Source organism: Williamsia sp. (assembly GCF_036566845.1).
In the GTDB taxonomy this organism is placed as follows: domain Bacteria; phylum Actinomycetota; class Actinomycetes; order Mycobacteriales; family Mycobacteriaceae; genus Williamsia.
Map to the genome: position 1 here is coordinate 24,769 of NZ_DATCVM010000286.1, position 10,938 is coordinate 35,706.

Annotated in this window: 9 protein-coding genes, 1 tRNA gene and 2 pseudogenes; 7 read left to right on the forward strand and 5 right to left on the reverse strand. The window is 61.7% G+C overall.

Annotation, left to right across the window (positions count from 1 at the left end; genetic code table 11):
* Nucleotides 1-85: 85 nt before the first annotated feature.
* Genes VIQ49_RS28500 through VIQ49_RS28515 form a run of 4 tightly spaced genes read left to right on the forward strand, consistent with a single transcriptional unit; the run spans nt 86 to nt 4,276 of the window.
* Nucleotides 86-1,327, forward strand: a complete 1,242-nt coding sequence (locus tag VIQ49_RS28500) for a branched-chain amino acid ABC transporter permease (RefSeq protein ID WP_331890496.1) — start codon at nt 86-88, stop codon at nt 1,325-1,327.
* Nucleotides 1,328-1,330: 3 nt separating this feature from the next.
* Nucleotides 1,331-2,320, forward strand: a complete 990-nt coding sequence (locus VIQ49_RS28505; protein ID WP_331890476.1) for a branched-chain amino acid ABC transporter permease — start codon at nt 1,331-1,333, stop codon at nt 2,318-2,320.
* Nucleotides 2,313-3,440: an ABC transporter ATP-binding protein gene (locus tag VIQ49_RS28510; protein ID WP_331890478.1), complete on the forward strand. Its 1,128-nt coding sequence runs from the start codon at nt 2,313-2,315 to the stop codon at nt 3,438-3,440. The genes VIQ49_RS28505 and VIQ49_RS28510 overlap by 8 nt, the downstream gene beginning before the upstream one ends.
* Nucleotides 3,437-4,276, forward strand: a complete 840-nt coding sequence (locus VIQ49_RS28515; RefSeq protein ID WP_331890480.1) for an ABC transporter ATP-binding protein — start codon at nt 3,437-3,439, stop codon at nt 4,274-4,276. Before VIQ49_RS28510 ends, VIQ49_RS28515 begins: the two co-directional genes overlap by 4 nt.
* 105 nt (nt 4,277-4,381) lie before the next feature.
* Here VIQ49_RS28515 and VIQ49_RS28520 read toward each other — a convergent pair whose 3' ends face one another.
* Together VIQ49_RS28520 and VIQ49_RS28525 are read right to left on the reverse strand one after the other, a co-directional pair.
* Complete coding sequence (locus tag VIQ49_RS28520) at nt 4,382-5,710, reverse strand: ABC transporter substrate-binding protein (RefSeq protein WP_331890482.1); 1,329 nt, start codon at nt 5,708-5,710, stop codon at nt 4,382-4,384.
* A 210-nt stretch (nt 5,711-5,920) separates the two neighbouring features.
* Nucleotides 5,921-6,550 carry an ANTAR domain-containing response regulator gene (locus tag VIQ49_RS28525; protein WP_331890484.1) on the reverse strand — a complete coding sequence of 210 codons (630 nt, stop codon included), beginning with the start codon at nt 6,548-6,550 and terminating at the stop codon, nt 5,921-5,923.
* A 142-nt stretch (nt 6,551-6,692) separates the two neighbouring features.
* Between VIQ49_RS28525 and VIQ49_RS28530 the strand changes: the two genes are divergently transcribed.
* From VIQ49_RS28530 to VIQ49_RS28540, 3 genes are all read left to right on the forward strand, one after another.
* Nucleotides 6,693-6,769: transfer RNA gene (locus tag VIQ49_RS28530), tRNA-Leu, on the forward strand.
* 107 nt (nt 6,770-6,876) lie between these two features.
* On the forward strand, nt 6,877-7,416 hold the full coding sequence (locus tag VIQ49_RS28535) for a hypothetical protein (RefSeq protein WP_331890486.1): 540 nt from the start codon (nt 6,877-6,879) through the stop codon (nt 7,414-7,416).
* A 6-nt stretch (nt 7,417-7,422) separates the two neighbouring features.
* Nucleotides 7,423-8,277 carry a hypothetical protein gene (locus VIQ49_RS28540; RefSeq protein ID WP_331890488.1) on the forward strand — a complete coding sequence of 285 codons (855 nt, stop codon included), beginning with the start codon at nt 7,423-7,425 and terminating at the stop codon, nt 8,275-8,277.
* Here the strand turns inward: VIQ49_RS28540 and VIQ49_RS28545 are convergent.
* The 3 genes and pseudogenes from VIQ49_RS28545 to VIQ49_RS28555 form a co-directional block, all read right to left on the reverse strand.
* Nucleotides 8,274-8,477 (reverse strand): hypothetical protein, encoded by a 204-nt coding sequence (locus tag VIQ49_RS28545; RefSeq protein WP_331890490.1) that lies wholly within the window; start codon nt 8,475-8,477, stop codon nt 8,274-8,276. The two genes, VIQ49_RS28540 and VIQ49_RS28545, sit on opposite strands and share 4 nt — an antisense overlap.
* A 314-nt stretch (nt 8,478-8,791) precedes the next feature.
* A pseudogene (locus VIQ49_RS28550) lies at nt 8,792-9,010 on the reverse strand (IS481 family transposase); the annotation flags it as partial.
* Nucleotides 9,011-9,166: 156 nt separating this feature from the next.
* Nucleotides 9,167-10,601: pseudogene (locus tag VIQ49_RS28555) on the reverse strand (IS1380 family transposase).
* Nucleotides 10,602-10,938: the final 337 nt, after the last annotated feature.

The window sequence follows — 10,938 nt, forward strand, 5'->3', positions numbered from 1 at the left end:
CGTGATGCCCCATCCTGCTCAACGGGTACGGGTCTTTGGAGCCAGATGGGGCGCGGCGGGGTTGCTTGCCCTGCTCGTCTCTTTCATGTTCGCCGGGTTGATGGGCTCCGGCCTGGCCTCCGCGGCTCCAGAGGCTCCGGCCGACGACACGGTTCGAGTGTTCGGAACCCTGCGCAACGGCTCTGAACCCGTTGCCGGCGTCCAGGTCGATGCGAAGGACCCGGCGGGCGCGGTTGTCCAGTCGACCGTCTCCGCGGCGACCGGCGCCTGGGAAGTGTTCGTGCCGCCGGGCAACTACTCCGTCACCATCGTCGAATCCACGATCCCGAGTGGGGTCGAGGTCCAACGGGACACCGTGGAGGTCACGGTCACACCGGGATCGCCACGGCCCGTGATCTTCCTGTTCGGCGAGAAACGAACGGCCACTGAGGTCTCCGCGGCCGAAGAACTCACCCGACTCACCATCGACGGCCTGCGATTCGGCCTCATCATCGCCATCTGTGGCGTGGGTCTGAGCCTGATCTTCGGCACCACCGGCCTGACCAACTTCGCTCACGGTGAATTGGTCACCCTCGGCGCCGTCGTCACCTGGTTCTTCAACGTCAAATTGGGCATCCAGCTCATCCCGGCGACAATCCTCGCGGTCATCGTCGGTGTCGGGATAGGCATGGCCAACGAGCTGGGCATCTGGAGGCCGCTCCGGCGCAGACGGTCGGGACTCATCGCGATGCTGGTGGTGTCCATCGGTCTCGCGCTGATCATGCGCTACCTCATCCTGATCTTCTTCTCCGATCGCGCCGAGCCCCTCGACGACTATCAGGTGCAGAAGCAGATCGGATCGGGCGCGTTTGCCATCACGCCGGTCAACCTCTGGTGCATCATCATCAGCCTGGTTGTGCTCCTGCTGGTGGCGGTGATGCTTCAGAAGACCCGCATCGGCAAGGCGATGCGAGCGGTCGCCGACAACCGCGACCTGGCCGCGTCCTCCGGCATCAACGTCGATCGCGTGATCCTGTTCGTGTGGTCGATGGCCGGTGCGCTGGCCACGCTCGGCGGTGTGCTCTTCGCGATGTCCGAACTCGGTGGCCGCGTCCAATGGGAGATGGGATTCAAACTGTTGCTGCTGATGTTTGCCGGCATCACCCTCGGCGGGCTCGGCACGGCCTACGGCGCTCTGCTCGGCTGTGTGATCGTCGGTCTGCTGGTCCAGGTCTCGACCTACTGGATAGATCCCGACCTCAAGTACATCGGAGGCCTTCTGGTCCTCATCGTCATTCTCACCATCAGACCCCAGGGCATTCTCGGGTCCAAAGCGAGGATCGGCTGACTCATGGATATCATTTCGGCACTTCAGATCTCGGTTGCCCAGCTGGTCGGCCCGTCGGCGATCTTCTACGCACTCCTGGCCATCGGCCTCAACCTGCATTTCGGCTATGCCGGACTGCTCAACTTCGGCCAGATCGGTTTTGCGCTGCTCGGCGCGTATGGCGTCGGCATCATGGCCGACAACTACGACCAGCCCCTGTGGATCGGCGCTCTCGTCGGCATCATCGCTGCGGGTGTCCTGGCATTGGTCCTCGGCTTCCCCACCCTGCGCCTGCGAGCCGACTACCTGGCCATCGTCACCATTGCCGCGTCGGAGATCCTGCGGCTGGTCTTCCGCTCGACCGCGGCCGACGACCTGACCCACTCCACCAACGGCATCTTCGGGTACGCCGGTGGGTTCTTCGAATACAACCCGTTCGAGAACGGCAAGCAGTACTCATACTTCGGCGTGAAGTTCCAGGGCACCGACCTGTGGGCCATGGTTGTCGGCTGGTCGATCGTGCTGCTGCTCTGCCTCCTGGTGTGGCTGCTCGTCCGCAGTCCGTGGGGCCGGGTGCTCAAGGCGGTCCGCGAGGACGAGGACGCCGCCCGGTCGCTCGGTAAGAACGCCTATCTCTACAAGATGCAGGCACTCATCCTCGGTGGTTGCATCGGCGGTATCGCCGGTGTCTACAACGCGATACAGACCCAATCGATCAACCCCGACTTCTATTCGACGGCGCAGACGTTCTTCGCGTACGGAGCGTTGATTCTCGGCGGTGCGGCAACGGTATTCGGCCCGGTGGTCGGTGCGATGCTCTTCTGGTTCCTGCTCGCGATCCCCGATGCCCTGCTCCGGCAGGTCACCTCCGGTCCCGATGCGTGGTTCGATCTGAGCCAGCAGCAGGTCGGCGCCATCCGCTACGTCTTGTTGGGATTGGCGATTGCGCTGATGATGGTGTTCAGACCGCAAGGAATTCTGGGCAACAAGCGGGAGGTGCAGCTCGATGCCTGACGGACGTCATCTCAAACCCGGACCCTCCGACGATGTGCCCGCCGGCGAATCCGGCATCCTGACCAAGGAAGGCACCCCGGCCACACTCGCCGAACTCAAGAGGTTCTCCGAGGCCGAGCGCGCCGCGATCTTCGCATCGGTGTCACCCGAGCCCGGCTCGGCCAAACCCGATTCGATCATCACCGTCGACGGGATCACCCGCACGTTCGGTGGCCTCAAGGCCGTGGACGTCGAGCATCTGGAGATCCAGCGTGGGTGCATCACCGGCCTGATCGGCCCCAACGGCGCCGGAAAGACCACGTTCTTCAATCTGATCACCGGTTTCGACAAACCAGACACCGGCACCTGGGCTCTCAACGGTCATCAGATGGGAAGGGTTGTGCCACACCGGGTTGCCCGCAACGGCATGGTCCGCACCTTCCAGTTGACCAAGGCGCTGTCGAAGTTGTCGGTGCTCGACAACGTCCGGCTCGGTGCCCGCCATCAGACAGGTGAGCACATGTTCGCCGCACTGTTGCCATGGATGTGGAGCAAGCAGGAAGCCGAAACCACCGAGCGCGCATACGAATTGCTCAAGCGCTTCAAACTGGATGAGAAGGCCGACGATTATGCCGGCTCGCTGTCCGGTGGTCAGCGCAAACTGCTCGAGATGGCCCGTGCGCTGATGACCAATCCCGAAGTGATCATGCTCGACGAGCCGATGGCCGGCGTCAATCCGGCGCTCACCCAGAGCTTGCTCGAACACATCAAGTCGCTCCGCGACGAAGGCATGAGTGTGGTCTTCGTCGAACACGACATGGACGTCATCCGCGAGATCAGCGACTGGGTGGTGGTGATGGCGCAGGGCAAGGTCATCGCCGAATCACTCCCCGACCGTCTCGGCGACAACAGCGCGGTGGTCGACGCCTACCTCGGCGGCCATCACGATCAGGCACTGGAATTCGACGACGAGGGCAACCCCGTCGGCGACACCGCACTGCTGGCCGAACAGGTGGAGGCCGCGATCGAGGAAACCCTGCAGGCCGGCGGCGACCTCTCCGAACCGATCGTCCCCGGATCCGGCGAGAAGCCCGGCGACACGAAGCGACCCGAGAACCCGGACCGAAAGGATGAGGCATGAGTGGGCCTGATTTGTCGAAATCCGGTGGAACACAGCCAGATCGTGAGTTGACCCCGGCTGAACTCGCTGCGACCCCCGAGGTCCATCAAAAGCAGGCGGTCAACGCTCTGCTCCGTGCCGACGACATCACCGCCGGCTACCTGCCCGGCATCAACATCCTCGAGGGCTGCAACTTCTATCTCGACGACGGCGAGATCGTCGGCATCATCGGCCCGAACGGTGCCGGCAAGTCGACACTTCTAAAATCGCTGTTCGGGCTGATCCCGGTGCGGGTGGGCTCGGTGACGCTGCGCGGAGACGACATCACCTCCGCGAAGGCTCACGTCTTGGTGACCAAGGGTGTCGGCTATGTGCCGCAGACGTTGAATGTCTTCTCGGCGCTGACCATCGAAGAGAATCTGGAGATGGGGATCTACCTGCGTCCCAAGAAGTTCAATGAGCGGTTCGAGTTCGTCTCCGAGCTGTTCCCGCTGCTGTCTGAGCGCCGCAAGGTCAAGGCCGGCGCTCTGTCCGGTGGCGAGCGCCAGATGGTTGCGATGGGTCGCGCGTTGATGATGGAGCCCTCGGTGTTGCTGCTCGACGAGCCATCGGCAGGTCTGTCGCCGATGTTCCAGGACGAGGTGTTCATCCGGATCAAGAAGATCAATGCCACCGGGGTGTCCGTTGTACTCGTCGAGCAAAATGCCCGTCGCTGTCTTCAGATCTGCGATCGCGGGTATGTGCTCGATCAGGGGCGCAACGCCTACACCGACACCGGCACCAACCTCGCCACCGATCCCAAGATCATCGAGCTGTACCTGGGAACTCTGGCGGGCAGCTCCGAGAAGAAGTCGTAGTCGAGACAGCTTCCAGCCGAAGCTGACTCGCCAATAGGAAAGGGGCCCAGGTCTTTCGACCCGGGCCCCTTTCCTATTGGGTTGTTCGACTGTCGCTGTCTGCGATCAGTTGTCGGATACCACCTTGAAGTCGGCGACCGGCGCGATCAGCTTGTTGTCGGGGCCGAACTCCAGCACGCCGTACGAACCGATCGACGGTTCACCCGCGGTGACGAATGACAGTTCGCCTGTGACACCGTCATAGTCGATGTCGGTACCGGCCTGGACCAGTGGCAGGCATTCTGCGTACGTGGTGCACTTGGTGCCGTCCTTGGTCACATTGTTGATCTCCGAAGCGATCGACTGACCGTTGGTCGACTTCGCGGTCTCAGCGGCAAGCGCCGAAATCACCACGGCGTCATAGCTTTCACCGGCGTAGTTGAAGTCGATCAGGCCGGGGTCGATGCCCAGGAGCCGGGCCTCGAAGTCCGGTCCCACCTTGGTCAGCGGTGTGGTGCCCTTCATCCCCTCGAGGATGCCGGCGCCTACCGACTCACCCAGTGCATTACCCATGTTGCCGTCGACGCCGAAGACGAGCTTGTCCTTCGGTCCGATTCCCACCTCGTTCATGCGGGTGATGATCTTGGCGCTTTCTTCGAAGCCGATGACCGCGATGCCATCCGGATTGAAGTTCTTCACCTGGTCGACCTCAGCGTTGAACGACTGGGCGTTGGGGTCGTAGATGATCTTCTGGATCTGGTCGGACGGGACACCGGCGGCTTCCAGGTCGGAGACGGTGTTGTCTGCCAGGCCGGTGCCGTACGGGTCGTTCATCGCCAGGATGGAGACGCGCTGGGCGCCGCCTTCGGCGATGACCTGGGCCAGGGCCTGGGCCTGCAAGGTGTCGGCAGGGGCGGTACGGAAGTACATGCCCTTGTCGGCGTAGCAGGTGAACTCATCGGAGGTGTTGGCCGGCGAGAACATGACAGCTCCGGCACTGGCGATCTTGTCGATGACCTTCAGAGACACCGAGGACGAGGCCGCACCGACGATCACCTGGGTGCCGGCCGCGAGTTCGCGGTCGACAGTGGCGTTGGCGGTGTCGGTGGTGGTGTCACCCGAGTCGCCGTCGATCTCTTCGACGGGCTTGTCGAGCACCCCGCCCGCGGCGTTGACGTCTGCAACTGCAAGCTTGGTACCAGCGAACATGGGCGGTCCGAGGAATGCCAACGAGCCGGTCGCCGGAAGCAGCGTGCCGATCTTCAACGGGGACGTGTCCACCGGGCCCGGAGACGCCTGGTCGACGTTGTCGCCACAATCGGTGGTGGTTGTGGTCGCGGATCCGCTTGCTGACGCGTCGTCCGACGACGAATCGTCGTCACTGCTACATCCGGCCAACGCCAACGCGGTTACAGCGAGAGCAACCGTTCCCCTCAAGAGATATCTATGAGCCATCAATATTCTCCTCGCGGTGCATGCACAGAGCGCGGCGCGCCTTCAACGACGCATACGACCGACGCTTGCTCCGGTAAAGCTAGCGCCAACGTGTTGCCCGCGAGTAACGTTCGTGAAACTAGGCCCACTTGGATGCATGCCGTGATCTCATCGAGACCTCGGCCATTCAGCATCGGGCCCACTTTTCCCCGAAAAGTGTTCTGCCCTAGATCAGCTCGGCTTGGGGCCGAGCGTCTCGATCACCACTTCGGCTACCGCCTTCATGGTGGTTCGGCGATCCATCGCCGCCCGTTGGATCCACTTGAACGCTTCCGGCTCGGTGAATGCATGCGACTGCATCAGAATGCCTTTCGCCCGTTCCACCAGTTTGCGAATCTCCAGCCGTTCGGTCAGATCTGCAACATCACGTTCGAGAACATGAAGTTCGTTATAGCGACTGACCGCGACCTCGATCGCCGGCACCAAGTCGGCTTTGGTGAACGGCTTCACCAGATACGCCATCGCTCCGGCATCACGTGCCTTCTCGACGAACTCCCGCTGACTGAACGCCGTCAACATCACCACTGCCGCCAACCGCTTGCGAGCGATCTCGGCTGCGGCATCGATGCCGTCACGGATCGGCATCTTGACGTCCATGATGACCAGATCGGGGCGTAGCTCTTCGGTGAGATCGACCGCCACCTGACCGTTCGGGGCCTCCCCCACGACGTCATAGCCCTCTTCGCGCAACATCTCGATCAGATCCATCCGGATCAACGAGTCGTCCTCGGCAACCAGAACCCGACACGTCGAGGTAACCGACTCCCCATCCTTGGCTGCAATCGCGTCCGTTGTCGCCATCAGTCCACCTCCACATTGAAAATTGCCTGGTCATCAGGCGCGAACCAGCAGCAAACCACGCTACTTTCCCCGCCTCGATGTGAAGCAACAGTACCGGTTTGGTTGGCGTGAGGCCTGTCCTCTAAAGTGACTTCTGCGACGAGCCCCCGTAGCCCAATTGGCAGAGGCAACGGATTCAAAACCCGTCCAGTGTCAGTTCGAGTCTGACCGGGGGCACCAGGTAGCAGGGTTTTCAGCTACATTCGCAGGTCGCCGTGCTACCCCCGCGCTACCCAACCGGCGCGGCTCGCCCAGGTTTGTCGGCACCCCCTGGCAGAATCCCGATAATGAGCGAAGACGATCCGACACCTCCCCGTTACACACCCGGCGCTATAGAGCTGTCCGAAGTCAGGGAGTGGTTCGCGGCTCCAGATCCACAGCTTCAGCGCCTGGCCAACGGGGCGAACATGCTGGGGTGGGGCGTGCCGGTCACGCTATGGCTGCCCTGGGGGTTCGCCACCGGCAGAACGGCGCCTGACAACTTCTTCTTCGATGACATTTCAAAACGGATCCGTGAGGCCACAGACGAGTCGGGAAACCCGCCCAACAAGGACCAAGGTCGGCACAATTCGGAGTTCGACAAAGTCTTTGCAAAACCGGCCGCAGAAGTTCTCAAGTCTCGAAACGACCAAGATTACGAGGAATCCGAATGGGAAGACCTGATTACCCGGCGCAACACCATCACGCTCAAGGACGCATATTCCTCAATGTCGAACGCTCCAGCATCGATGGCGACCAATAGCAAACAGTATGTCCATGATTACCTTCGAGTGCGCCTCAGCACAGTAACCGCGTGGGCCTTCGGCTTTGCCAGAACCGCGGACTGAGCGGTCATGTTCAATGCACAGGGCGTCAAGGTCTTGATATCGGCGCCTGGCGGCACCGATTCACAGGTGGAAACCGTTAAACTTGCGATCGCAGACTGGAACGGAGAACGCGGCGAGAACGCAGGCGCTTTACTGCTCCCGCGATTCTGGCGCTCGGACGCGGTCCCGGTCGTTGGCAAGGGCAGCGGACAAGACGTGATCAACCGGCAACTCGTGGACGGCGCAGACATTGTCATGGCGCTTTTCGATACACGGTTAGGTATGGCAACAGATGTCGCAGTCTCCGGGACTGCGGAAGAAATTCAGCGAGCGTCAGCGCAACCAGATAAGCACGTTCATGTCTTCTTCTCGAACGGTCCTATCGATCGTAGCCAGCTGAAAGAGGCGGCGCGCCTCGAAAAGTTTAGGCAGCAGCTTTTCAAAGAAGGTCTGATCGGCGACTACGGCGACAATGACGATCTACGCCGCAAGATTCGCACCGCGATTGAGCATGACGTAACGAAGTTGTTGGCTACGTCGCCACTCGCCACAACCCCCACCTCTCCTGAGCCACCACTACCGAAGCAGCATGCAATCCCCGTCGTGACTGTCGTCAACAGAGGCAGGCACGACTATCGCCTTATTGTCACCAACCGGAGCCCTGAGGTCACAGCGGAGGGAATGAACATCGACTTCGGCGAACTCGGGAACACTGCCTATCGCGAGGACGATGACGCGTTCGACTTGGTGCCATATGGCGAACGCGGTTGGCCACTGGGCTTGGACATGGGATCGCCAAGGAAGGCGACGATCACACTCGCGTGGTTCGAGGGCGATGAACAGCGGAAGTCGGCCCAGACGATAGACACCTTTGGCAACTAGCGACCAAGCATCTGGATTACGTTCGTCGGCTCGGCCTGCACTGGGGTGCCGAGTGCTGAGGGCGGCTCCGGAAGGCTGTTGGCTGCGCCGCCGTCGTCTTTGGGGATCCAATCGCCGTAGGTATTCAGGGTGAGCGTGCACGACCCGTGCCCGAGCCACTTGGACACCTGCATGAAGTGCACTCCCGCCGAAAGTTGCATCGTCGCAAAGGTATGCCACCCGAAGTCGTGGACCCTGACGCCTCGTACGGCGGGCTCTGTCTCGGTGGCGGACTTGCCTCACCGGCAGGCCCACCTGCACGAGAGCCGGGGCAAGCACCGTCTCTCGTGAAAGTTGCGAGCTCCAGCGGCTATGACCAGTCCAACGGCACCGCATAACGCTGACCGGCGGCACGGTGTCCCCCGCCGTTCTTCCGACTCGGCCATAGAGGCGCTTCCGGCTCCTGAGTGCGAGGATGCTCGGTGTCCACGTAATGACGCAACCGCTCGACTTTGCCGTTGGTTTGCGGCCCCTACGGGTGAGTGCGTTTGTGCTTGATGTCTGGTCCGATTGCTTGTTTGAAAAGGTTTGAGCGGTAACAGGATCCATTGTCGATGAGCACACTTTTGATGGTGACCTGATGGGTTGCGTAGAAGGCTTTGGCGCGTTCGAAGAACGCAGCGGCGGTCTCTTTGCGTTCGTCGCCGAGTATCTCGGAGTACGCCAGTCGGCTGTGATCATCGACGGCGTGGTGGTGGACTAAGCCTTGATGCACCGATGTGTTGCTGATTGCTGTGTGAGTTCTGCTGCGGGCCTTCGGGCGGGTGTCGGCCGTGGGTGAGTGTCCGACCTGGGTTGTCGGGTTGTTTCACTGGGTCTTTCGCGTTGCGGGCGGGCAGAGTGCAGGTCGTTAGGTGATCAGTGACACTTGTGGACGTAATACCTTGTCGAACAGCGTCATCCAGGATTGTTCGTGATGCCATCTGGTGGGCAGGTGCAGGGTGAGTTTTCGGGCCGAAGAAGCGATCCGGGCGGGTACGCAAATGAAGGCGTCGCGGATGGTTCCGGTGGTGGCTTTGACCAATTGTGGATCGGCGGTCAGCGTCGCCGCAGCGCGGGTGAGGTTGAACGCGATCGCCGCGCAGACCAGCCAGGCGGCATTGGCCCACATCTTTCCCGACGGCAGGTGCGCGAGTGCGGAGTTCTTCAGATCGCCGTGGACTTGCTCGATGATGGCGCGGGTGGCGGTGAAGCTTGTCCGCGGCGACGGTGTCGAGGTCCGCGGCCTCGGTCGTAGTGAAGGCATGGAACCGCCAGATATCGAACACTTCGCCCTGGCCCTGCTGCTTTTTGGGTCGCACGTCTGGGATGCGGCGCACGATCAAACACCCCGAAATGCGATGGGACCTGGCTCGCGAAGCGAAGGCGGTAAACGGGATTTGCGCGACTTCGGCGACCGAAAACCAGCGGCCGGACTCCTCGTCGTAGACGGCGTTGGTGTACTTGATCGGCGTCCACCCATCGTCGGCGATCGTCGCTATCGCAGCTTTGATGGTCGCATTGAGCCCGACCGTGACGGACACGTCAGCGCCACCGCAGACTGCGGCACCAATGGTGGGATATCCGTAGAACGCCGAGTCCGCTCGCAGGAGCGGTTTCGAGTTATGGTGCGGCACAGCACTGTCAATTGGTGTGGCGGCGAGGCGAAGCCGGTCGAGGGTGCTCAAGGTGTCGGCGACCATGCGGGCGGCTCCCCGCGCCGATCCGCACGCACCTCTGCGTAATCGTTGGGCGGTGATGACCGGTGCGGAGCTGGTGGTGCTGACGGTGGTGATCAGTGAGTTCAATCCCCGCACCCCGGAGTTGCCGTATCCGTATCCTTGTTTGCCGTAGCCGTGGACTTCGATGATCGAGTCGTCAATATCGACCAGCATCCGCTCGGTGGCGATGCCGGCGACGACGGGTGTGTGTTCGGCCAGCGGGTACAGCACTCGTGAGGCGACCGCGTCGAGTTGGCGGACGTGGCCGAAGGTGAGCGTCCGCAGGAACGATCCCAACGTCGACGGGGCGTACGGGTGATCGAAGATGGTGCCCATCGCACCGTGGCGAACCCGATTCATATCGGCGATGCTGTCGGCTCCGGCAACCATGCCGGCAACGAGCGATCCGATCTTGCGGCCGGGGTGTGCGCCTTTGTCGGTCGGCACACTCAGATGCTCATCGGCCAGATCCAGCAACCCAGCCTGCTCGGCCAACGCCATCACCGGGACCAGTCCGGCATACGACACGAGATTGGGGTCGTCGAACCTCGCCGCCGTCACCGGGCGGGTATGGGATAGTTGCATCTGCGAGATGCCCTTCGTTGTGTGTGAACTGGTTCTGAAGGAAGTCCAATTCTCCCACTGTGACAGGGCATTTCGCGTCTACGACCCGCTATCGGTCACCGCGTGATCGGTGTATCCAGGCTAAGAGCTAGTGCGGCCGTTTGGCCCGAACAGTTGTGGCGCGGCACAAGAGATGTCGGACACGGCATCTAGACTCTGAGCGTAAGCGCCCCGAGGAGGTCCTTGTTGTATCCGACGATCGAAACAAGCGTTAACGACATCATTAAAGCCGTGTGGGACATTAAAGACGGCAAGGTGGTTCCGAAGACCGACGACATCGTCATGAAGAACGGCGGTC

Bases quoted from the DNA above. Each gene is read 5' to 3' on its own strand.
- VIQ49_RS28545 (WP_331890490.1), bottom strand. From the start codon at position 8,477: ATGCAACTTTCGGCGGGAGTGCACTTCATGCAGGTGTCCAAGTGGCTC.
- VIQ49_RS28500 (WP_331890496.1), top strand. From the start codon at position 86: ATGTTCGCCGGGTTGATGGGCTCCGGCCTGGCCTCCGCGGCTCCAGAG.
- VIQ49_RS28535 (WP_331890486.1), top strand. From the start codon at position 6,877: ATGAGCGAAGACGATCCGACACCTCCCCGTTACACACCCGGCGCTATA.
- VIQ49_RS28510 (WP_331890478.1), top strand. From the start codon at position 2,313: ATGCCTGACGGACGTCATCTCAAACCCGGACCCTCCGACGATGTGCCC.
- VIQ49_RS28520 (WP_331890482.1), bottom strand. From the start codon at position 5,710: ATGGCTCATAGATATCTCTTGAGGGGAACGGTTGCTCTCGCTGTAACC.
- VIQ49_RS28515 (WP_331890480.1), top strand. From the start codon at position 3,437: ATGAGTGGGCCTGATTTGTCGAAATCCGGTGGAACACAGCCAGATCGT.
- VIQ49_RS28540 (WP_331890488.1), top strand. From the start codon at position 7,423: ATGTTCAATGCACAGGGCGTCAAGGTCTTGATATCGGCGCCTGGCGGC.
- VIQ49_RS28525 (WP_331890484.1), bottom strand. From the start codon at position 6,550: ATGGCGACAACGGACGCGATTGCAGCCAAGGATGGGGAGTCGGTTACC.
- VIQ49_RS28505 (WP_331890476.1), top strand. From the start codon at position 1,331: ATGGATATCATTTCGGCACTTCAGATCTCGGTTGCCCAGCTGGTCGGC.